Annotated in this window: 18 protein-coding genes; 4 read left to right on the top strand and 14 right to left on the bottom strand. The window is 50.5% G+C overall.

Features of this window, described 5'->3' with window-relative positions; translation table 11 throughout:
- Window positions 1-102 precede the first annotated feature (102 nt).
- Window positions 103-1,683 carry a phospholipase D family protein gene (locus L9P87_RS10280; protein WP_237444651.1) on the bottom strand — a complete coding sequence of 527 codons (1,581 nt, stop codon included), beginning with the start codon at window positions 1,681-1,683 and terminating at the stop codon, window positions 103-105.
- Window positions 1,684-1,825: 142 nt separating this feature from the next.
- Between L9P87_RS10280 and L9P87_RS10275 the strand changes: the two genes are divergently transcribed.
- The gene (locus L9P87_RS10275; protein ID WP_237444650.1) at window positions 1,826-2,203 is read left to right on the top strand and encodes a VOC family protein; all 378 of its coding nucleotides are present in this window, start codon (window positions 1,826-1,828) and stop codon (window positions 2,201-2,203) included.
- Window positions 2,204-2,278: 75 nt separating this feature from the next.
- A complete protein-coding gene (locus L9P87_RS10270) occupies window positions 2,279-3,145 on the top strand; it encodes a TIGR03619 family F420-dependent LLM class oxidoreductase (RefSeq protein WP_237444649.1) in 867 nt (288 codons plus the stop codon).
- A gap of 127 nt (window positions 3,146-3,272) precedes the next feature.
- On the opposite strand, the gene L9P87_RS10265 is transcribed toward L9P87_RS10270, so the two are convergent.
- The 3 genes from L9P87_RS10265 to L9P87_RS10255 all read right to left on the bottom strand — a co-directional run bounded on the left by L9P87_RS10265 (window position 3,273) and on the right by L9P87_RS10255 (window position 6,866).
- Complete coding sequence (locus tag L9P87_RS10265; RefSeq protein ID WP_237444648.1) at window positions 3,273-4,925, bottom strand: mechanosensitive ion channel family protein; 1,653 nt, start codon at window positions 4,923-4,925, stop codon at window positions 3,273-3,275.
- 97 nt (window positions 4,926-5,022) lie between these two features.
- Window positions 5,023-5,589 (bottom strand): VC2662 family protein, encoded by a 567-nt coding sequence (locus L9P87_RS10260; protein WP_237444647.1) that lies wholly within the window; start codon window positions 5,587-5,589, stop codon window positions 5,023-5,025.
- Window positions 5,590-5,864: 275 nt separating this feature from the next.
- Window positions 5,865-6,866, bottom strand: a complete 1,002-nt coding sequence (locus tag L9P87_RS10255; protein ID WP_237444646.1) for a helix-turn-helix domain-containing protein — start codon at window positions 6,864-6,866, stop codon at window positions 5,865-5,867.
- Between the two features lie 144 nt (window positions 6,867-7,010).
- Between L9P87_RS10255 and L9P87_RS10250 the strand changes: the two genes are divergently transcribed.
- Window positions 7,011-7,715: a fimbrial biogenesis chaperone gene (locus L9P87_RS10250; RefSeq protein ID WP_237444645.1), complete on the top strand. Its 705-nt coding sequence runs from the start codon at window positions 7,011-7,013 to the stop codon at window positions 7,713-7,715.
- A gap of 13 nt (window positions 7,716-7,728) precedes the next feature.
- On the opposite strand, the gene L9P87_RS10245 is transcribed toward L9P87_RS10250, so the two are convergent.
- The 10 genes from L9P87_RS10245 to L9P87_RS10200 form a co-directional block, all read right to left on the bottom strand.
- The gene (locus L9P87_RS10245; RefSeq protein ID WP_237444644.1) at window positions 7,729-8,682 is read right to left on the bottom strand and encodes a hypothetical protein; all 954 of its coding nucleotides are present in this window, start codon (window positions 8,680-8,682) and stop codon (window positions 7,729-7,731) included.
- Window positions 8,675-11,371 carry a TcfC E-set like domain-containing protein gene (locus L9P87_RS10240; RefSeq protein WP_237444643.1) on the bottom strand — a complete coding sequence of 899 codons (2,697 nt, stop codon included), beginning with the start codon at window positions 11,369-11,371 and terminating at the stop codon, window positions 8,675-8,677. The genes L9P87_RS10245 and L9P87_RS10240 overlap by 8 nt, the downstream gene beginning before the upstream one ends.
- Before the next feature lie 103 nt (window positions 11,372-11,474).
- Window positions 11,475-12,002: a hypothetical protein gene (locus L9P87_RS10235; RefSeq protein ID WP_237444642.1), complete on the bottom strand. Its 528-nt coding sequence runs from the start codon at window positions 12,000-12,002 to the stop codon at window positions 11,475-11,477.
- Window positions 12,003-12,033: 31 nt separating this feature from the next.
- Window positions 12,034-12,573, bottom strand: a complete 540-nt coding sequence (locus L9P87_RS10230; protein WP_237444641.1) for a hypothetical protein — start codon at window positions 12,571-12,573, stop codon at window positions 12,034-12,036.
- Window positions 12,574-12,900: 327 nt separating this feature from the next.
- Complete coding sequence (locus L9P87_RS10225) at window positions 12,901-13,851, bottom strand: hypothetical protein (RefSeq protein ID WP_237444640.1); 951 nt, start codon at window positions 13,849-13,851, stop codon at window positions 12,901-12,903.
- Window positions 13,848-16,622, bottom strand: a complete 2,775-nt coding sequence (locus tag L9P87_RS10220) for a CS1-pili formation C-terminal domain-containing protein (RefSeq protein ID WP_237444639.1) — start codon at window positions 16,620-16,622, stop codon at window positions 13,848-13,850. Before L9P87_RS10220 ends, L9P87_RS10225 begins: the two co-directional genes overlap by 4 nt.
- Before the next feature lie 33 nt (window positions 16,623-16,655).
- Window positions 16,656-17,225, bottom strand: coding sequence for a hypothetical protein (locus L9P87_RS10215; RefSeq protein WP_237444638.1), 570 nt, complete (start codon window positions 17,223-17,225; stop codon window positions 16,656-16,658).
- Between the two features lie 694 nt (window positions 17,226-17,919).
- Window positions 17,920-18,600 carry an MliC family protein gene (locus tag L9P87_RS10210; protein ID WP_237444637.1) on the bottom strand — a complete coding sequence of 227 codons (681 nt, stop codon included), beginning with the start codon at window positions 18,598-18,600 and terminating at the stop codon, window positions 17,920-17,922.
- A 148-nt stretch (window positions 18,601-18,748) separates the two neighbouring features.
- Complete coding sequence (locus L9P87_RS10205) at window positions 18,749-19,888, bottom strand: acyl-CoA dehydrogenase family protein (protein ID WP_237444636.1); 1,140 nt, start codon at window positions 19,886-19,888, stop codon at window positions 18,749-18,751.
- A gap of 197 nt (window positions 19,889-20,085) precedes the next feature.
- Entirely contained in the window at window positions 20,086-20,799 is a 714-nt protein-coding gene (locus tag L9P87_RS10200; RefSeq protein WP_237444635.1) for a TetR/AcrR family transcriptional regulator, read from the bottom strand.
- A gap of 228 nt (window positions 20,800-21,027) precedes the next feature.
- Between L9P87_RS10200 and L9P87_RS10195 the strand changes: the two genes are divergently transcribed.
- Window positions 21,028-22,194, top strand: a complete 1,167-nt coding sequence (locus L9P87_RS10195; RefSeq protein WP_237444634.1) for an acyl-CoA dehydrogenase family protein — start codon at window positions 21,028-21,030, stop codon at window positions 22,192-22,194.
- The last annotated feature ends 27 nt before the right edge of the window (window positions 22,195-22,221 follow it).

Raw genomic sequence — 22,221 nt, 5'->3', positions numbered from 1 at the left:
CTCAGCATCATGCAGCAGACAATGTATCACAACAAAGAGGCTCTATTAGGTAGGCTAAACTATCGTTAACAGACGGCCGGTGACAAGTTCACATCGCTGCGGTTAAAGCTGTGATTCAACCGGCAACACGCGCATAAAACCCACCGAGAAACGCTGCCACCAGCTGGTGTCGGGTTCCTGATCAAAGGTGACGACATCACCGTCATTATGTTGCTGCCACTGTATATCGCCATCCACTAAAACCAGTTTATAGGCGATGGTATTAATGTTTCTATTGAATTCAGATACCAGCTCTTCGGCCATCGGTTTGGATTCGATCACCGCGCCGATTTCGGTGTTTTCAACCACCGAGCGTGGGTCTAAATTCAGTGAACCGATAAAGCTGGTCTCGCGATCAATAATAAAAAACTTGGCATGCAAGCTGCTTTTCGAACCAGAGAACATCCTGCTTTTCTTTTCTTTTTTTTCTTTCTTTTTTTTCTTTTCAACATTGGCTATCGCGTTGACCTCTATCTCGTAGAGTTCGACGCCCATTTTCAATAGGTCTTTACGGTAGCGCGAATAGCCAGAGTGGACGATAGAGACATCATTGGAAGCCAGCGAGTTAGTTAAAATTTTCACCGTCACGCCTCTGTCGCGTAACTGCTGAAAAAATGCCACACCGCTTTTTCCCGGCACAAAATACGGCGAGATCACCACCATCTCATCGTCGACGGCTTCGATAACCGGAGCCAATTGTGTCGATAGATGAAACTCGGTCTTATCGCGGCTGAGCTGAATCTTCTCCGGTGCATCATAGAGAATATCAACCTGCGACCAATACCACCGCATCTTACCCAATTTAGCCTGGACTAAAATGTCACTATTCATCGATGCCTGCACATATGCCGAGTCGATATTCTTCGCGGCAAAGGCCTCTATTTCAAGCTCTGCCCGCTTTAAATCGCTATCATCGACACTGACATTGGCCAGCAATTCTGCTGGGTAGGATAAATCACTCTGCCAGTAAAGCTGAAACGATTCCGCCACCGACAGTGCCGCAGGCTCGGTAATGGCGATATCTAAATCACCAAATTCAAGGTTGGGGTCGGCTTGAAAATACTCATCGCCAACATTGCGACCACCGATGATCGCCAATTTATTATCGGCAATCATCGCCTTGTTGTGCATTCTTCGAGTGACGCTGCCGAAGCCGGTGACTAGTTGACCGGTACGCGACTTCCCTCGCATGAAAGGGTTAAATAATCGTATTTCGATATTGGGGTGTAAGGTCAATATTGCCAGGTTGCGATCCTTACCGCTCATATCCATATCATCGAGCAGTATCCGCACGCGAACACCGCGCTCGGCGGCCTGCCAAAGAGCGACAGTTAGCAGCCCACCGCTCAGATCGCTATGATAAAGATAGTACTGAACATCCAAGCTCTGCTCTGCCATTTTGGCTAGGACTATGCGCGCCACAAAGGCGTCCATACCGCTGTCTAATAGGTGTACACCCGACTCGCTCACGCCACCGCCGTCCTGCAAGCGCTGTTCCTCGATGCGCTGTTCAACGCCACCGTCTACGTGATAATCAACCACTCGCGATGGCGGCTGAATATTACTGGGCAGGCTGGCACAACCGCTGCTTAACAGGCTAAAGCTCAACAGTATGAGCGCGAACGAATGGTTCAATATCTTCATCGGTTTCCATTTTTTATCGAACAAACCAATTAGCCTGCCGCGCAGGTGCACACTACATGACAAAACGGTTTGTTGACCCTGCAAATAATTTGGTAGACGATAATTTATAGCGTCATTGAATAACAATAATAAGGTAACAATCATGGTAAGTGTCGGTCAATTTTGTATAAATGTCAGCGATCTGGAGAAATCAATTGAGTTCTACTCGGACATCCTCGGCCTAACGGTCGAGCACCGTATTCAAATTCCCGGCGTCGACGAGGCGGTATTAGTCGGCGACGACGGTATCGCCAAGATCCAGATCTCTAAACAACTCGAACAGACTGGCCCTATCGAGCACAGCAATGCCTTTTGGAAGCTGTATATGTTTACCGATGATTGTGCGGCGCTGTACCAGAAAGCCGTCGACTACGGCTGTGAGTCGGTGCAAACGCCGATTGTGCTCGACGAGTGGAAGGTCACCATGGGCTTTGTTAAAGACCCAGACGGCTACTTAGTCGAAATCCTACAGCGCCACTAGATGACGACCACAGCCAAGCTCGACAAAAATCGGCAGTGATTTAAACAACCAACATCAATAATAATAGAGGTTATCATGCGATTCAGCTTACAAATCAGTATGTGCGAACCCAGCCACTACACCCCGATGGCGCAAGCCGCAGAGGCGGCAGGTTTTGACAGCATCACCGTACCCGACAGTATTTGCTACCCCGAAGAGGCCAGTTCAAAATATCCTTATAACGGCGATGGTAGCCGCGAGTTTTTAGAGTCGGTGCCGTTTATCGAGTCGCTCGTCGCGGTCACCCATATGGCAGCCGTTACCCAGACCATCGAGTTTGCCACCTTTGTCTATAAACTCGCTGTGCGACAGGCGCCTATCGTTGCTAAACAGGTGCAAAGTTTACAGGCGCTCAATGGCAACCGTTTTCATTTTGGCGTCGGCATCAGCCCCTGGGAAGAAGATTTCGCCGTGACTGGCGTGCCCTGGGAGAAACGCGGCAAGCGCCTGGATGAACAGGTAGCCATATTGCGTGGCTTAGAAACCGGCGAATACTTTGGCTTCGATGGCGACTGCCACACCATGCCGGCGAACAAGATGTCACCCGTCCCGGCCAAGCCAACGCCTATTCTTATTGGCGGCCATTCGGTACCCGCCCTCAAGCGTGCCGCCCGCATTGGCGACGGCTGGATGTGCGCCGGTGCCGACCTCGAAGAATTAGCCGACCATATTGCCAAGATCAACGAGCTGCGCAAGGAATACGGCACCGATAACAAGCCCTTCCAGATATGGACTACCGGCAAAGACGCCTTTACCAAAGAGGGCATTGCCAAATTAGAGTCGATTGGCGTCACCGATGTGGTCATCGGTTTTCGCAACGTCTACGAAATGGAGGCCGACAAATCCCTCGAGGAAAAAATCGCCATGCTGCAGTGGTACGCCGGGGAGTTTATCAATCGATAAACGTTGAACTGAGCTACGCCGGCGAGCTTATCAACCGATAACATTGATAGAACAGTTCAGACACTGAATCTCAGGCAATAAAAAAGGCGGATATAATATCCGCCTTTTTTGTGTGTAAGCCAGTGGATTATTCGGTTTTATAAAAATGCACATCGCGCTGCGGGAACGGAATCGAAATATTCTCGGCATCGAAGCGTTGCTTCACCTCGCGGGTAACATCCCAGTACACATCCCAGTAATCCTCAGTCTTCACCCAGGGGCGAACAATAAAATCGACCGATGACTCGTTCAAGGTGTGGAGCTTCACGTTAGGCTCAGGCTCAGGTAAGACCATTTTGTGGGAGGTTAGTATTTCCATCAACACCTGTTCAGCCTTGGGAATATCGTCGCTGTAACCAATACCGAAGACCATATCGACCCGGCGTTGCTTTTGATCCGTAACATTGCGAATAACATCGCCCCATATTTTTGAGTTCGGCACCACCAAACTCTGGTTGTCGAGGGTAAGAACAGTCGTCGACACCAGGGTCAGGTTAGATACCAAACCCGTTACCCCCGCGGCCTCGATCAAATCACCAACATCGAATGGGCGATAGAGCAATATCATCATGCCAGAGGCAAAATTCGACAGCGTGTCCTGCAGGGCAAAGCCGATGACGACACCGGCCATACCCAAACCCGCCAACAGCGGTGTGATCTGAATGCCAAGCTGCGAGAAGGCGATTAACACACCGATCACCATCACCACCTTGGAGGTCATCGAGACAAAGAAATCACGCAGCAGCGCCGATATATTCAACTTCGACTTCATCAATGCCGTTTCAACCACTCTGACGGCAACCTTCGACAGCGCCTTAAAAGCCGCGATAATGGCGACAAATAACAGCAGTTTCCAGGTTAGATCAATGCCATTGTGCATAAACCAATTATTCAAAGCCTCAGTCGCTCTAGAGGCAATATCCATAAACACCTCACCGTTAAAAATATCACCCGAGACCTGGCCGGTGACACCGAGTAAAATAACGTGGAAACTGGCGGTGTCCAAGCCTCGAACATCCATTAAGGCAATGCGCCGTGACATTGAGGCCGCTATATTTTTCGTTTTATGGGCCAGAATATTTTTCTTCGACACCAGTTCAGCCTTAGTATCATCCGGCGCATAGAGTAATAAATCTGAGACATTATCCAGCGACATCTTCGCCAGCTCTAACTGCCCCTCAGCCTTGTGTGCATAATGGTTTAATAATTTATCGAGTTTCTTTGACTGGATTTGCGATTCTGCCGTCGCACCCAGCTGTTCCAGCTGTTGTGTATTGACATAGAAAGCGTTGAGATAGTCATCGAGTAATACGTTGGTTTGGTCGATTTTCTGATTCACCGCCATGATATCGATTACCGTTTCGGCTGCCGCCTGCTTCTCTGTCGCCTTACCCACTGCTGAGTCAATCACCAGGATTTCTTCTGCGATAACCTCTGACTGCTCCGTGACAATGGCCAGTGCCTGCTTCTTATAATCACTGTCTCCGGCGATGACCTTGCCAACCAACAGGCCGAGATTTTCCCGCAACTGTTGTTCGCGCTTTAGAAACTGCAAAATTAATAACTGCTTATCTTCCTCACTGGCCGTTTTATAGGCGGCCTTATAGCGGTCAATTTTTCGCTGGGTTTTTTCAATTTTTTGAATCAGCTGTTCAGAGGTTAACGGCTCGTTGGCTTGGCTTACCATTGGCAGTGCTGCCAACCAGACAAACAACGACAGCAGGGTTAGTATTTTTTGCATATGGAGTCCTTTCAATCAACCGATTATTATGGCGTGGTAATGGGTCAAGTTTAGACACTCGACCTACATAAATGTAGGTCGGTGGCGGGCAGAAGAATTACTTAGCGAAGTTTACAAAGGGGAAACACGGCAGGAAGCCGTTATCGGCGCAGTTGATCAAACCGATCTGCACACCCTTAATGGCATCGGTCTTATTGAAGATACCGAGTTGGAAGTTAGACGAGGCCGACAGGTTAACCACACTGATATCAGCCATGGTATTACCTTTGGCAATGTTAACCGCACCGAGGTTGGCGCCCTTGACATTATTCGTCATGTTAACGAAGGCAATATTAGCACCGACGTCCTGGCCTTCGTGCCAGTTAAAAAGTCCGAAGGCCGCACCGGTCATACTATTGTGTACTCGGTTAGCACCAATAAATAACGGGATATGAACCCCGTTCAGATTATCGACCTCAGACATACCCAGTAATGAGAAATCGGCGCCACTGACATCACCGGATTTGCCGTGAAAGATAGAAAGACGAATACCTTTGACCGTCGTGGTATTGGGGGCGTTATAGCCGTTCAAAAATGAGAACTGAGCACCCGCAGCATCTTGTGCCTGTGCATTGATGCTGAAAGCGGCTGTAGCGATTGACAGCGCGGATATTATTTTTTTCATGATGCTCTACCTATTCCGTTTAAACTCACCATTCAATATACTGCATGCACGCAGGCTATTCATTTGATTTCAGTAAAGATATTAGTCGATTAAAGCTTATCCGGCAAAGCCTTCTTGCCGTGTTTAAAACCGCCGGCGGACATTACTACGACCAAAAACCTGCGCTAACACACCGAACAAAAACATTAACGTTCAATAGCTTGCAATTATCGACGGTGGCCTGCCCCAACCTAACTCACTGACTATCCTTGCCACTTTCTGCCAATCGCTAGGATTTAGTGCTGTTGTGCTCGGTATTGCTTAGGCGTTAAACCCATCAGTTTTTTAAAGGCTCGGCTGAAGTGGGCGCCATCGGAATAACCCATCAACATCGATATTTCGGTAAAGGTTCTCTCGGTTTCTCCGACCTGCATTTTCATTTGCTCCCTCAAGAGCTCTTCGACAATAGTGCTGTAACTGACGCCCTCAGCATCAAGCTTACGCTGCAGTGAGCGCACACTGAGGCCGACCAATGGTGCCGCCTGCTTAATCGAGAACCGTCCGGCGCCAACAAAGGGCTTCAGCGCCAAACGAAAATTAGCAACAAAGCCTTCGGTGCGAATGCGGGCGCGATCGATCAACCATTCTCGGCTTCCCAGCAGCGTGACATTGGCCATGACAAGGTCTGTTGGTATCTGTATCGCTGTCACAGAACGACTGCAGAAAATTTTACTGCCGGAAAAAAAGGAAGAAAAACTGTCGGATACGTCACTGCATTGCATCGATATAGCACCGGGATTCCAGCGGTTATTATCCGACAAGATACGGATAAGCTCGATCAAGAACGTCACCACCAACTGCTCCGCATACACCTGCGTCTCGCTATTGACGTACTTTTTTTCCTGCACTAACCAAACATGTCCCGCCAGCTGCCGCAGCTTTACGCGTTGATAGACGGAGAGTGAATTTGATATGTCTAGCACCTCTTCCAGCACCTGAGTCAAACAGCCCTGGCCGCCATCGATAAAGCGCGGGATATAGACTTCATTGCAGAATATTTTACTCAAGGTAGAGAAGCCAGATATGCCAATGCGGCGGCCGATCACTGCCAGCAGCAGATGCCAGGCCTCCTCTGAAATAACCGTGTGCTGTCTTTCCAGGACGCTGAGGGGAAATTCCGCCTCTTCGACCATGCCATAAACATCCTCACCCATTTGCCGCAGTATGGTAATAATATCCAGCGCAATATCGGCCCGGGCCAATGGTACTATTTTTTTTTCTAACTCGTCGCTATCCAATAGGATCCCTTCTCTGCCGCTGGGCTGCTATTATTTTTCTGGTTGCGGCACCACTCTTGATGCCATCTGTCAGATATCTTAGCGGTAGTCGCGCCGATAAAAAAGAAGGTACAATAATAAAAAATGAATCAAGGTTGTTATTCTATGCGCACATTTATTCACACCTGCCTGATCGCAACAGCTGCGGCCCTGATCAGTCATACCACCATGGCCGGCATCGCCCTTAGCAGTATTATCATTGACTTAGACCCTACTGCAAAGCCGTATACTGATATTATCGTACTCAATGATGACAAGGCGGAAAACGCCTATGTCGCTGTCGACTTGTACGAAGTCATCCGTGCCGGCATGCCCGACGAGCAGCGCAATTATGTCGAAAACCCCAAGGACGTCAGCCTGCTGATCAGCCCCAATAAGTTTGTTATCCCCCCCGGCAGCCGCAAACAGGTACGCATCGTCGACATCAAAGGTCCCGGCGACAGCGATCGTATCTACCGTGCCACCTTCAAGCCTGTGGCCGGTGAGAGCGAGTCGCAGAGCACCGGAGTGAAGATTATGGTGGCTTACGAGACCTTGATTCTAAGGCGTCCCAGCAAGCCAAACTATCAGATAGAGGTCAGCCGCCAAGGCGATACAGTCAGCTTTAGCAACACCGGCAATAGCGCGGTTAAAATAGAAGATGTGCAGCACTGCGCCGATGGCCAGAGCATTAAGGCCGAAGACTGCACCAAGCTCGGTGCCCAGCGCTTATACGTTGGCAACCAATGGCAGGTTGTCAGCCCGGTCGGCGGCGAAATTTTTTACCAGCAGGTCGATCCCCAAAAGCGGCAAGGCAAAAGTTTACGCTAGTCACCCCCGGTGGTTAATCCGGCCTGACGGTTAAGGTTAAAGTATCGCGGTAAACCCCCGGCGCCGCGTTGGCTTGATCCGCACTGATTGTCAGTGCCATATTATTACCCTTGTCACGGCAATATTTTGTCTTAGCCCCAGGCCAACGGTGGCTGGAGACAACATTATTCTGCAGCTGCTCACCAGGGTCGGCCTGTTGATCACCAACATAATCGACCTGTACCTGATAATCCATGCACTGATTACCGCTGCAACTACTGCTGCCTTGTTGCTGTAATTGAAAACCGTTCTGTAAACTGGAAGCTGTGATTGAAAAGTCATGGCCGCCGGTGCTGTAAACACAGAAGTTTTGCCTGTCACGCAATGTCATCGAATTGTTCACGGGGGTTAACCGCATGTCTTTGACATCGCTGATCTGCACCAGTCGCGGGATATTCAGCGCAATATTAATCGACTCTTTTTCGCCAGGTAACACTAAAAATTTGAAGTTCCTCGCCTCCAGTATCAGGTTGCCTCGATAGTTACCCGGCAGTGCATCTTTGATAGCCGACTGGCTCACCGCCAAACGCAGACTGACGCCGCCATTACCACAGCCATCGGCCTCATTATAAAGATCAGACCAGCGATCATCGTAGGAAAGCTCATCGTAGCCACCACCCTGCTTAAAGTAGACACTAAAGGGTAACTTAAAGATGTTGGCGCCCTCGGCACGCAAATAGAAATCTCTCGCACCTGGCTCGCTGGCAAGAAAGGCTTTGACCCTATAATCACCGTTAAAAGCACCCGATTCTTCGCCGGTAGAAATAATACAAAAATCAGCATCGGCGATAATATCGCTGCTGGCGCTAATGCCAGACCAACCCTTTAACACCATTGTGGACGGAGGATTTACAATGGCAACCTCCGCCATTGCTGGCACGCTAAGTAACATAATGGCTGCCCACACTGCGTTTTTCACCTTACTCATTTGCCGACTCCATCGCCTCACCGACTTGTTTCGCAATTGGCATACAGGCGACATCACCTAAAAAACCAACGCCGTTTTGCACACTGTAATTGCTGTTTAAGATCACCTGACAGTACCCCTGCTTATGCTCGAACAATAACTGCCGCTGATCACCTGCCACCTCCAGTTGAAACAAACCAAAGGCATCGCTGTTTGCCGTTGTCATTCCCTCACGCAAAATGGCATTGGCCAAGGGCTCGCCGTCGGCATCTATCAACCGACCAAAGACAATGGTCAGCGACTCCGCCTGCCACTCCAAGCCGACCACATTACCGGGGTAAACCGTCACCGTCTCTATTTTATCGCGGTAGCCCAGCTGGTTTTCACCGCGCGGCACGATGCGAACATCGTAGGTTTCATAGGGCATGACCGAGATGACCGTACGTTCGCCAACACCGACATAGCCGCGCTGCTGACCATTAACTTCAACATCGAAATAACTTTTACTGCTTGCTTTACCGTCGATCTCAACCACAATAGCCGCCTCTCTGCCGCTGTTACCACCGACACTGGGCTTGGCATCCCCCCCCAGTACAAAGCCAGTATCGACACCGGCCGAATAGCTGGTAACGTTGCGACCTGAAGATTCCCGGCTGTGTAATACCTGGCCCCGCATGTCCACTAAGCGATGCTGGTAGTTAACCGCCGACTGAATACTGTCACCGCCACTGCCGATATCGAGCTGATTATCGACATCGAGATCGCCGGGTAGTATATCCCGGTCATACCACTGTGACTGCAACGTCACCCGCTCAGTACGATCCTCCTCGATACTACCGTCGGGCTGCTCCGTGCGCGTCGCCTCCACATTGGGGCGTATACTGTTGGACCAATGCTCGCTGTTCATTTGGTAGGTAAGGCTAAACAGCAGCGCATAGTCGTCGTTCTCACGGCTGAGACTAACGCTACCGCTAAGATTATTACGGCCAGAATTTATCAATGTTCCCCCCCAAGACAGACTCTTGATCCGACTGACATCGCCTTCGCGCTTAGAGTAACTGGAATTATAGGAGACACTGCCCAACGGCAATAAATAGTTTATATTCATACCGTGTTGAACATAAGAATTACCCAGCAGCGGCTGCGCCGCATTGGGGTCGGTGTTATTCAGTTCGTCGTCAACCCGCTGCTGGTTGGCATCGAGTTCGCGGCTATTGGCGCTAAGAGTGAACTTATCATAACTCCATTGCACATCGACGGCGTAGCCATAGTCCTGTTCCTGGCTGGCCATGACAGAGGCTGATACTCGGGTATTGGGTCCGACCCACAAAAAACTCGGTTCGACCAGCATATTACTCTCATCGGCGGCAAAGCCGACACCGACACCGAGCTGGTCGGCGAGGCGGTAATTATAACCGCTGCGCAGCTGCCAGCCGCCATCAGTAGTGGTCGGCAACGCGTCAGAGTTCTGCCCATCGACCTCGCCATTGGTGTTAATCGACGCGTTTGCTGAGGACTCTTCGTATTGATAATCGTGGCTGACCAACTGCCCTACCTCAATATAGTACTCGGGGGAGTCTTTGGGAGGCAGCCGGTTATCCTTGACGAAATAACGGGTCTCACGACTCACCTCATTACTGCCATCTTTAATAACAATATCAATATTGTAACCACCAGAGGGGAAGTTACCTGTATCCAGCATATGATTACCCACATCGAGAATCTGCGATGAAATCAGCCGCCCCTCTCGATAAACCTCTACCCGGCCACGCACTGGCATAAAAATCAAAATGTCATTGCTCGACTGTACGTCGTTGTCGATCCGAGTCAGATTCGACGACCCCCAATGGCCACCCAACAGCTGACTGCTGGAACTGAATGTTAGATTATTATTGCTACCCCGCAGATAGCCGGCGCTGGAGGTCTGACCATTTTTGTCATACTGCCAGTACAGCGTGTCGACTTCGAAGCCTCTGTCGTCGGTAACGTTCCACTCGCTACGCAAGGCGTGTTCACGCAGCGCCAACAAGCTGCTGCCGCGAATATTATACACATCGTCACCCTCATCACTGCCGGAGTATTCCACCCCCAACTGCTGAATAAAAGTCAATTCGTTAGACGTCGAAGAGGGCAGGTATTTGAGTTGATCTACCGGGGCAACCGTCAAATACTGCTGATTGACAAAGACCTCTAGACGGAAGCTATCGGGATTAAATATCACCCCAGCAACCTCAGGACGCAACACCCCACAATCCTGCTGACCAGGCTCGCGACAGATTAGACTGAGGTTGTTACTGAGCTGGCCCGATAATGCCGTCACCACCGCCTGTTTTTGCCGCAACGCAGGCAACACCACCGCCACCCCCTCGGGATCTTCAAAGCGCATATGGGTCGGGGTATAAGTAATCAGGGTCTGGGTAATATAACGGCCGCCATAGTAAACGTCTGTCAGTATGGTCTGCTCGGCCATCAAGTGCTCAAAGCCGGCGGGCACACCGCTGCGAGCGGGCGAGGTTTTAACCGCGGGTAATGGGGCTGGCAATTGCCGCGCAATCATAGGTTTTTTCTTTTCAACAGGTTTGGCCGCAGGCGGTGGTGTCTCAACAACCACAGGAGCGGCAACAACCGTTGTTTTCGCCGCCTTCTTCTGCGGCTCCGGTTGGCGAGTAATCTCTGGCGACAGCGTAGGTTTGAATGCCATCATAAGCATAATCAACCCTGCTAGATTGCGTTTCACCCACCCGGTATTCAACAATAAAACCCTTTTTTTAAAATTAAAAACCGGGGCGGTGTCCCTTGCCCCGGCCATCTTCTTACTCTGCAGTTACTGTCACAATTGACGTTGCAGTATACTCGCCAATTGACGCACTGTTATAAGCGTCAGAAGCCAGAGTATAGCTAATTGTACCGGTTGTCTCACCACCGTCACAATTACCCAGAGTATTACCGCCAGTCATCACGGTGTCGACACCTTTTGTCACATCGGTGGGATCAGTGGCAGCAGCACCGTCTATAACTCCAACGCTGTAGCTCAAGTTTTCGCCTTTCTCACTATTGAACAATGCAAAATCGGTGGCCCCATTCGTGTCATCGCTGATCGCCATCTTATATTGTCCGGCATTGTTGGTCGCCACACAAAAAGATGTCGACTGAACAACGTCACCATCGATACCGCTGGGCGATAAATCAATCGTATCCTGATCTATTGTAATACTGATCATCGGTGAAATAGTGGCGTTGATATCCACCTGACCCTTAGCCGTAGAGTTGTCGTTAGCCAGGGCAGGCAGGGCAATAAGACTGGTCGCAGCCAATGCTGCAAGTGTTAGTTTCGCGTTCATAGTAAACCTCTCTTAGAGTTAAAGTATGTTGTTATTTAGCAGTAATGGTGATGTCGGTATGGCCGGAGTAGGTGCCGTCTTTGACCCCTTCATACTCCGACGCAAGGATTTTGTATTCCAGGGTATGGGTTTGAGATTCGCAATCGTTAAGCGTTGCGGCATCTGAAAACCTTTTCTTTTTCTTGTGCTCTAGTTCGGTAAGCTCGCCGTTTTTGGCAATCTTGGTGACCGTATAAGCCATCTCGTCGTCGCCTGGGGGGGCTGCCTTATTCGCTTTTTTATCCTTCTTAAGTTTAAACCCACCGTGTTCGCCTTCCAGCGCCATCTCATACTCGGTGCCACCGTTATAGGCGACACAGTAGGTCAACTGCTGGACGGCATCCTCACCGGTAAAGACACCGAAGTTGATTGTCTCTGACGATAGCTCTAAACGGATCATCGCGCCGACCTCGGCAGTAATTTCAACCCGCGCCTCACTCTTATCATTGAGCGCGCCCATGTCGGCGAAAGTCGCAGTAACCGGTAGCATGGTTGCCGCTATACACAGGGCTAGTTTCGATTGTTTACTCATTTATCCTCTCTCAATCCGCGAGTCAGTCGCAGTGATTCTGAGAGGGATAATATGACGCCAACAGAAGTGAGCCTTGCCATTTGGTGACAAGATTTCAATTAGCAGGAAATAGGGGGGAGATTATTTTATTCTTGCCATTTGATGACAAGAATAAGAATAAAAATAAAAAGGCGATTTAAGCGTTTAATTGAGCCTAACCGTTAGCAACAGCGTGCCGGTATAAGCGCCTGCGCTGACGCCACTGGGACAGTAACGAGGAACTGTCAATGAAAAAAGAAATAATATATATGCCGTTTTTTTAGCGCCATCATAGCCTCTGGCCATGACTTATATTGGCCTAACAGTAAGGTATAATGTGCCGATATAGGTACCAGCATTAACGCCTGAGGGATCAGCCTCTATTCGTAAATCCATATTGTTACCCGCACTACAGCCTTGATCGGCGTCGCCGTATCGGTCCCCAGGGGCTTGAACACCATAATCAAGCGCGCTCGACCAGGCTGAGCTAGCGCTATTTTTTATCAACACATCGTAGGGTAGTGTCGGCGTTTTAGCGCCATCGCGCAGCTCAAAGCTGCCTTCGAGGCTGGTCGCCGTGATCGAATATAAACTACCCCAGGTGGCAAAAACACAAAAGCCATCGGAGTCTTCGGCAGACAGCAGCGTGTCATCACCGGTTAGGGTCAGGTCTTCGAGGCCACTGATTTTTACTTGTTTTGGGATGGTGAAGGCAATCGTTAATATTTCTTGATCTCGTATTGTTTCAAAAAATCCAGAGCCAAAAAAAGAGCTGTAGTTAACAGCATCAAAGGTTAGGGTATCAATATAAGTACCCGACGGTGCAATTTTTATATCACTTAATAATATCGACACCCTCAATGAAACCGGCTCACAATCAGCCTCAACCAGCGGAGAATAACGACTGCTATACGTATCGTAAACCAGGCTCGTAAATGCAGCATTACCTTTAGTAAAATCGACAGTATAGGGGATAGTTGTACCGTCTTTAGTTAATTCAAAAACTGATGCGACAGATGCTGCCTTCACAGCATAGTCACCATTACCAGAAAAGAAGCCACCAATAGATGTCGATCTGATACAAAAATCAATGGTAGAAAAAACCGTCGTTGAACTTTCGTCACCAGCTGAAAAATCAAATTCGAGAACACTTGGCAGGCTACCGACAGTGAGTGTGCCAGCTGCATTTGCGGGGACGCTAAAGCATAATAAAATAGCGCTTAGCAATGAGCATAAGTGAATCATAATTATTTTCATCATAGGGCGCCACCCTGTTGCAAACACGTTAAATCGCCAACGAAACCGACGCCATTATTGGTTTCATAGTCACCGGGCACCGTTACCATACACACCCCTGTCGCCGATTTTAATATTAGCCGCTGCTCACCACTGGCCAGCTCGGCCTGAAATAAACCAAAACTATCACTGACCGCCATGCTGGCGGCCCCCTTAATCACCGCGTTAGCCACGGCCTCACCGTTGGCATCGACTACCCGGCCAAAGACAATATTAACCGACTCCGCCTGCCACTCAAGCTTGACCACATTACCAGGGTAGACGGTGACAGTATCGACTCGGTCCCGGTAGTTCAGCGGGTTGGCGCCGCGGGCAACCAAGCGTACATTATAGGTATCGTAAGGCGTCACGGTAATCACCGAGCGCTGGCCGACCTTGGCGTAGCCGCGCTGCTGACCGTTGATCAATATATCGAAATAGCTGTCGCCGCTGTCATCACCCTCGACATCGATGACAATGGCCGCCTCGCGGCTGTCGGTGCCGCCGAGGCTGGGCTGATAATCGCCGCCGATAACAAAACCGCTGCGCAGGGTGGCGCTGTAGCTGGTGCGCAGTTCGCCATCGCTGGGCTTGTCGTTAAGCAGTTGGGCGTCGATGTCGATCAGGCGCTGCTGGTACTGCACGCTGTTGAGCAGGCTGTCGCTGCCCGTGCCAACCTCTAATTGGTTATTGATATTCAAATCACCGGGCAATAGATCGCGGTCATACCAGTTGGCCTGTAGGGCTAAACGCTCTTGGTAGTCAGTGCTGCGGCCGCCATCAGAGGTATCGTATTCGCGATGTTCGATACTGGGGCGAGCGCTGTTCGACCAGTGGTCGGTATTGAACTGATAGGTAAAACTCAACAGCGCCGAGTAATTTTCGTTTTCTTTGGTGACACTGAAGGTGCTGCTGAGACTGGTGCGGCCATAGTTAAACAGAGTGGCATTAAGGGCGACGCTGTTGATTTTGCTGGTAAAGCCCTGCCGGTCGGAGTAGCTACCGTTATAGGACACACTGCCAAACGGAATCTGGTAATTGAGGTTGAGGCCGTATTGATTATACGAGGTACCTAATAACGGCTGTGCTGAAAACGGGTCGTTCGTATTGATCTGCTCATCGACTCGCTCCTCATCGGCATAGAGGCGGCGCATATTACCGCTGGCATTGAAACCATAATAGGTCCACTGAGCATCGGCGGCATAGCCGTAGTCATTCTCGGTGCTGGCCAGCAGCGAGCCGGTCAAACGCAGGCCGCGGGCAATCCAAATCATATTCGGTTCGATTAAGGCATTATTGTTATCGGCGGCCACGCCCATGCCCATGCCTAACGAATCGGCGACGCGGTAGTTATAGCCGCTGCGCAACTGCCAGGTATCGCCGGAGGAGGTCGGCAGCGTGCTGCCCTCTTCCCGGTTATCGACCACCTGACCGAATTCAACATAGTATTCCGGCGCGTCCTTGTTGGGCAGGCGATTATCCTTAACGAAATACCTTCGCTCGCGGTTAATCACATTGCCGCCGTCTTTGATCACAATATCAATATTGTAGCCACCGCTGGGATAATTGCGGGTATCGAGCATATGGTTGCCGATCTCTAAGATCTCGGTGGCGATCAGCTTGGCATCGCGGTAAACCTCTACCCGGCCGCGGATCGGCATATAGATCTGTATATCGTTACTGCCCTGGGTCTCGTAGTCGATGCGGGTCTGCCTTGAGCTGCCAAAGTGTCCACCCAGCAGTTGCGGGCTGGCGCTGAACGTCAGGCCGTTGTTAGCACCGCGCAGGAAGCCCGCCCGCCCCACCTTGCCGTTCTTATCCCGCTCCCAATAGAGGGTATCGACGGTAAAGTCTTCGGTGTCGGTGATATTCCAATTACTGCGGATCGATTGCTCGCGATAGCCCAACACGCTACTGCCGCTTAAATTGTAGCGGTCGTCACCATCATCGCTGCCTGAATAGCCCAGGGCTAACTGCTGCACAAAGGTGGCGTTATCCGAACTCGACGGCGGTAAATACTTGAGTTCATCGATCGGCTGCACAGCCAGGTAGTTAGGGTTAACAAATAACTCGAGCTTGAAACTGTCTGGGTTAAAAATAACATCCGCAACGGCAGGTTCGAGTATGCCACAGTCCCGCTGCTGCTGATTAAAGCAGCGGCTGTCGGTATTGTTGCTCATCAGCGCCGACAGCGCCGTCTCGATCTCGCCGGGGTTCTTCACCTCAGGTAAGAGCCCGACCACGGCAGCCGGGTCTTCGATACGGACATGGGTCGGCGTGTGGGTAACCAGGGTCTGGGTCAGATAGCGACCGCCGTAATACACATCAGCCAGCACCAGCTGTTCACCGGTGAGGTGCTCGAAGCCAGCGGGGACAGTAGATTTTGCTTTCTTGTTTTTTGTTTTGGCCGAACGATTAAACACCCAGCCATTTTCGGTCAACTCTAACAGGCGTTTGGGTTGCTGTTGTTGCGGCGGCTTGGGAGCTAACGAGGAATCTGTGCTGGTTAGCGGCTGCGATAAAGCAGTATCAGCAGAGGCCGTGAATTCGGTATTGATAGGGGCGGTATTTGAAAATTCTTTTTGAGCGGGCAGGACAACACCGGCATTAGCGACTAATCCCGGTGAGCTTTCCTTGGATGAGGGCGGATAAGCGCGACTGGCTTCGACGGAATTGTTCCAAAAAAACTCCTCCGCCAATAGCGAGGTGAACAGCAGCGCTATAATCGCTGCCGCATACCTGACTCGAAGCTCCACCACTAAATCCCTCAGTCACATTCAGCGTCAAGCTTACTGTGCCGTCACTGTCACGTAAGAGGTGGCAACATAGGTGTCTGCTTTGGCAGCCAACAGCGAGGTTTCATTAATCACGTAAGAGATATAACCTGACTCGTTGTTATTGGCACAACCGAGGAAGTTTTCAGCGGTCGACAAATTAATTGTCTGGCCAGGAGCCAAATCGCTGCCTGATCCTGCTGCTGCGCCAGATGTCGCCAAATACTCAGCACTGAAGCCGATTGAGTCCGGAGTTAGGCCCTGACCAAGTAAAGTGAAGGCAGTGATATCGGTAGCCGCTCCAGTCACCGCACTCAATGATAATTTAAAATCCGCACCACCGGTTGACTGCACACAAAAGCCGGTTTCCATAGTCCGTGAACCGACAGTGGTATCAGCAAGAGTGCCAAAATTAAGATCATCGTTTTCAATATTTACCTTAAATAGTGTTGGTATAACTGCAGTTAGAAGTACATCTCCCTCGCTGCTGGTACCAATACTACCATCGGCGGCTATGGCCGAACCCGCCACCAATACAGAACCCGCAACAACAGCGGCACGCAATACATTCATTTTGTTTTTCATATCCAACTCCACAACTTAGTGTTTTATTTTGCTTAACAACTCACCAAACTATCGTTTTTGTTAGATCGGTGGTCTTTAAATCGGTCACACTGTGTATGCCTGCAATGTTAATGCCAGCTTTTTTGTGAACTGGTTCACACTGCGTATTTCAGGGTAAAAAAATACCAACGTCGCAATAATTATCGCCAATCGGCATTACTGTTAGTAGGTATTAGTACCCATTATTCTAACAAACTGACAATATTTGTCACCTGGTGGAGAATCCTTAACTGGTCGAACAATACCGTAAGCTATTGTTTATTAACAAAACCATATATGACATCATTGTAATAAATGTTCATTTCTTGACCCAAGGCAATCGTTTAAGCAAAAAAAAGTCCTGCATCGAACTATCTAACACTGCTGCTGGGCAGCTCCGCTGAATAACACTGTTATTTGCCAGTATGCCGCCAGGCTGAAACCGAAGCTCCCAACATCGATCACCACAAAAAAAACCGGCTGACGCCGGCTTTCTTATCAATTTGACACTGGCTTTTCGCAAAATGTAGATTAGAAATACTGACTGTGATCGGCGCGATAGTACAGCGGGTCGCTGGGTCGCGCTATCGCCGACTCCTGGCCGGATACCGGCAGAGTATTTAAAACCTGCGCCATCAATCTGTTATTCATTTTCATACCACTTTATTACTGAGATTTAGTGTAACGCCTTGCCGCAACCACGCAGGTTTTGATAATTGAGATTAACCTCAACCGTGGCCTCAAACGCATCGCCGCTCATATCATCATTACAGGCACTGCCGGTAATCGTCACGTCGATGGTATAGTTGTCGTTTTCGGCGCTGTAGTAACTGGTTTTGTTAGCTTTGTTAACCTCTGGCTGCGGCAGGTCGAAGACGATATGCTCTTCGCCGTAATTGGTGACCAATGTCATCTGCTCATCGGGGCCCAGCTCCAACACCCAGCCCGGCTCGTTGCCGACCGCTCTAAAATCAACTCCTTGCAGTTTGGCACTCTCCCAAATCGAGGCGCGTCGGTCGATCAGGCAGTCACTGTAACGTTGACCAGCAGTTTCTAACATGGTTTCTTCGCCGTGGCTCCAATAGGTGGTTTCGCCATCGCTGTATTTCTCACCAGAGGCGGCGGCGACCTTCGGCAGCTCCACGGTTTTACCCGGAAGAAAAAGCCATTTTGACTCGTCATTACCATGGGCAGTAAAGCTGATCTGATCACCGCACTGATAAACAAAGGTCAGCGCCGGCTCCTCCCCCTCAACCGGGTAGTTATTTTCTTGCGCTGGGTTTTGGCTGCATGCTGACAGCAACACCAGTGCCGCAGTCGCCGCAACGGATCTCAAAACAACCGCTGGCCTTCTCATAATCTTCCCCTTAGTCGCCTAGTGAATTACTAACATAAATTATCGTTAGGCCGAATTATTAGCCATGAGGTTAAAAAATAACAGAAAAAAACCGCTGCAGACATAGCCCAGACAGCGGTTCTTTCGACAATGTAATTAACCGTGCGTGTTAAACGGCTAACCAGACTGCGCCAGCATCATCGTTATTGGCCAGGTGTTTACCCAACGCCGACAGCTGCGCCTGCGCACCACCGAGAATAAATTCATTATTCTTGGCGTGGAGGAAATAACGGTGGATCGGGAATTCAACATCCGAACCCATGCCACCGTGCAGGTGCTGACAGGCGTGAACGACGCGGTGAGCACCGCTACAAGCCCAGTACTTCGCCGCGCGAACCTCAGCAGCACCATCGAGTTTTTCAGACAGACGCCATGCGGCTTGCCAAAAGGTTGAGCGCATCGCTTCGATGTCAATATAGGCATCGGCGGCACGCATCGCCACGGCTTGGAAACTACCAATCGGCGCGCCAAACTGCTTACGTTCGCCGGTGAACTCGGCGGTACGACGCAACGCCTCATCACAGATACCGAGCTGAAGCGCGGCAATACAGGTATTGGCGTGCTGCTCTATCCATTCGACAATGGCTTCGCCCTGACCTTCGGCGCCTAACAATTCTGCATTCGCGCCATCCAAGACCAGCTCGGCCAAGGTGTTACCAAATGAGGTCTGCTGGCCATTAAGGGTCACGCCGGTGGCGGCGGTGTCAACAATAAAGACACTGGCAACACCGTTGCCATCGACAGCAGGCACCAGCACGCTATTAGCCTGAGCGCCGAACGGAACGGCTTGTTTGCTTCCGCTCAGACTAAAGTTATCGCCGCTCTTGGTGGCGGTGACAACACCGGCAACGGCTTGGTTCATACCCAGTTCGGCAAGTGCGGCAGAAAGCTGTGTCTCACCACTGGCCAAGGGCGCCAAGTACTTTTCTTGCTGCGCATCAGTGCCAAATTCAACAATCGGCAGACCGGCCAATACGAGATTGCTCAACATCGGGACCGGTGCCACACGACGACCGGCTTCTTGCAATACCAACGCCAGCTCCATAAATCCTAGCCCGGAACCGCCGCAGCTTTCCGGCACGGCCAAACCCAACAACCCCTGTTCGGCAAGTAGTGCCCAAAGGTTTTTATCGTAGTCATTATTAGCACGGTCATACTCAAGCAGGTACTCATCGGTCACCTGGTCGGTAAAAATCTGATGCGCTAAATCTTGAATCGCTTTCTGGTCTTCACTGAATGAGAATTCCATTGTTTCGTCCTCATGGCTTGCTGTGTTCAAGCTAATTAGCTGTTGGGCGATAGTGCCCGCAGCATTGTTATGGTTTTGGCCGCTAACTGAATAACCGGCCATTGCTTGCTTGCTTAAACTCGCTTCAATTTAAAGTGCGCTCTCTTACCTTCACACTGACAATCTTGTACCGCTGGTATTACCCAGTACCGCCTTGCTCAATACTCTTTTCTAACCATCGCCTGTAAGTTCGCGGTATAAGCGAGCTTGTCAGCCGGTGGGTTCTCTAGAAACAGGCCACGATAAAACGTCACTGTTAATAATTCTGCCATCTCTTCGATGCTCAGCTGCTGTTTTTTCAGCTCGACATCATCGTTGATATAATAATCGCGCAATATGCCTTCACCGGTCCCCCCCAGGGTGTAGACCACCATCAGCGCCTGGTGCTCACTGAAGCCGGCCTCGGGAAACAACTTGGGCATTAAGGCCGCCAGCCATTGTAATTGCTGACGCTTCGATGACCGCCATCGCCCCGCAAAGGCCTCGTCTTCATCGGCCATCTGCTCCATACAGCGCATAATACCCGGATGCTCGGCATGGCTTCTCACCGATAACAGGTGATGGGCATACATGCGGGCATACCAATCACCCTTGGGCACATCTTTTTCAATGGTCTCTAAATCTTGGAAGCGAACCAGGAAATCGTTCAGCACTTCCAAGGTCAGCGTCTTCAAATCGCTGAAATAGTGATAAAACAGTCCAGCGGCTACACCGGCCTCCTTGGTCACATCGCCGATCCGCATCTTATGAAAACCGTCTCGCTCAAGCACGACCATGGCAGCCAGCTTCAGCTTTTCTATCGCTTTTGCGCCCTTGGCGGTCTTCGCCTTGACCGCTTTGGCTGCGGGTATGGAGTTGGTGATTTTAGTCATAAGGCCTGCTATAGCTGAGTTTTGGCGCTAATTTCTCATATATTTTGATTCAATGACAATAAATATACACAGAAAAACTTGAAATTGAAACCAAATTCAATAATATTAGTAACCATAGCTTGGGGTAACTCGCTTCCACTCTCTTACGATACGAGGCCACCCCCGCTTATGAAGAAGTAGTGTGCGGTAAGCCATATCATCATGACGATTTAAAAAACGGATAACGCTATGTTTGTCGATTACAGCGAAGACCAAAAAGCATTACGCAAAGAGCTACGCGAATACTTTGCCAAGCTAATCACCCCGGAAGTGCGCAATGAGATCCGCGGCAAAGAGAGCGGCGAGCTTTATGACCGCCTGATCTCAACCATGGGTAAGGATGGTTGGTTAGCCATCGGTTGGCCCAAACAGTACGGCGGCCAAGGCCGCTCTGCCGCCGATCAACTGACCTTCTTCGAAGAGGCGATTCTGGCCGGTGCACCGATCCCGTTTGTCACCCTCAACACCGTTGGCCCAGCGTTAATGGATTACGGCAGCGATGCCCACAAAGAGAAATTCCTACCGGGTATTGCCAACGGTACTGCTCACTTCGCCATCGGTTATACCGAGCCAAGTGCCGGTACCGATTTGGCGACACTGGGCACCAGCGCCGTTAAAGATGGCGAGTACTGGGTAATCAACGGCACCAAGGTATTTACTTCTGGCGCCGAAGGTGCGGACTACGTGTGGCTGGCTGCGCGTACCGATCACGATGCACCCAAGCACAAAGGCATCACCATGTTCATTCTTGATACCAAGAGTGAAGGCTTTAGCTATGCCCCTATTCATACCGTTGGCGGTTTCCGCACTAATATGACCTATTACGAGAACGTTCGCGTTCACGAGTCAATGGTGGTCGGTGAGCTTAACCAGGGCTGGAAGCTAATTACCGCGCAGCTAAACCACGAGCGTATCGGCTTGGCTGCCTGGGGCATCAACGGCTGGAAGCTCTATCAGCGCACCCTCGACTGGGCCCGCGAAGAGCACAACGGTCAACGTGTTATCGACGATGTGGCGGTACAGAACAGCCTGGCCGAGGTGTATAGCCGCCTTGAGGCAATGCGTCTGCTGAACTCTCGTATGTCGTGGGATTTGAGCGAAAACCGCCTACACCCGGCACTCGCCTCAGCGGTTAAGGTTTACTCGACCGAGTATGTGATTGAGGTCTGTCGCTCGCTGATGGACATCATCGGTGCCAACTCGCTGGTTCGCGCAGGCTCCTCGACCACGCAACTGCTGGGTGATCTCGAGCACGAATATCGTCGCTGTCAGATCAACACCTACGGCGGTGGTGTTAACGAGATCCAACGCGGTCTGGTTGCCAACTTCGGTCTGGGTATGCCTCGCCACCGTTAATTTCATCTCGCCTGGTTTGGCCGGGCA

Source organism: Sinobacterium norvegicum, assembly GCF_923077115.1.
Lineage (GTDB): Bacteria > Pseudomonadota > Gammaproteobacteria > Pseudomonadales > Sinobacteriaceae > Sinobacterium > Sinobacterium norvegicum.
Note: the sequence above shows the minus strand (reverse complement) of the source record. Positions and strands in the feature narration are given on the sequence as shown.

Coding starts and splice junctions, on each gene's coding strand:
- L9P87_RS10265 (WP_237444648.1), bottom strand. CDS start 4,925: ATGCAAAAAATACTAACCCTGCTGTCGTTGTTTGTCTGGTTGGCAGCA.
- L9P87_RS10240 (WP_237444643.1), bottom strand. CDS start 11,371: ATGCTTATGATGGCATTCAAACCTACGCTGTCGCCAGAGATTACTCGC.
- L9P87_RS10200 (WP_237444635.1), bottom strand. CDS start 20,799: ATGACTAAAATCACCAACTCCATACCCGCAGCCAAAGCGGTCAAGGCG.
- L9P87_RS10230 (WP_237444641.1), bottom strand. CDS start 12,573: ATGAGTAAACAATCGAAACTAGCCCTGTGTATAGCGGCAACCATGCTA.
- L9P87_RS10270 (WP_237444649.1), top strand. CDS start 2,279: ATGCGATTCAGCTTACAAATCAGTATGTGCGAACCCAGCCACTACACC.
- L9P87_RS10275 (WP_237444650.1), top strand. CDS start 1,826: ATGGTAAGTGTCGGTCAATTTTGTATAAATGTCAGCGATCTGGAGAAA.
- L9P87_RS10210 (WP_237444637.1), bottom strand. CDS start 18,600: ATGAGAAGGCCAGCGGTTGTTTTGAGATCCGTTGCGGCGACTGCGGCA.
- L9P87_RS10260 (WP_237444647.1), bottom strand. CDS start 5,589: ATGAAAAAAATAATATCCGCGCTGTCAATCGCTACAGCCGCTTTCAGC.
- L9P87_RS10250 (WP_237444645.1), top strand. CDS start 7,011: ATGCGCACATTTATTCACACCTGCCTGATCGCAACAGCTGCGGCCCTG.
- L9P87_RS10215 (WP_237444638.1), bottom strand. CDS start 17,225: ATGAAAAACAAAATGAATGTATTGCGTGCCGCTGTTGTTGCGGGTTCT.
- L9P87_RS10235 (WP_237444642.1), bottom strand. CDS start 12,002: ATGAACGCGAAACTAACACTTGCAGCATTGGCTGCGACCAGTCTTATT.
- L9P87_RS10225 (WP_237444640.1), bottom strand. CDS start 13,851: ATGATGAAAATAATTATGATTCACTTATGCTCATTGCTAAGCGCTATT.
- L9P87_RS10245 (WP_237444644.1), bottom strand. CDS start 8,682: ATGAGTAAGGTGAAAAACGCAGTGTGGGCAGCCATTATGTTACTTAGC.
- L9P87_RS10280 (WP_237444651.1), bottom strand. CDS start 1,683: ATGAAGATATTGAACCATTCGTTCGCGCTCATACTGTTGAGCTTTAGC.
- L9P87_RS10195 (WP_237444634.1), top strand. CDS start 21,028: ATGTTTGTCGATTACAGCGAAGACCAAAAAGCATTACGCAAAGAGCTA.
- L9P87_RS10205 (WP_237444636.1), bottom strand. CDS start 19,888: ATGGAATTCTCATTCAGTGAAGACCAGAAAGCGATTCAAGATTTAGCG.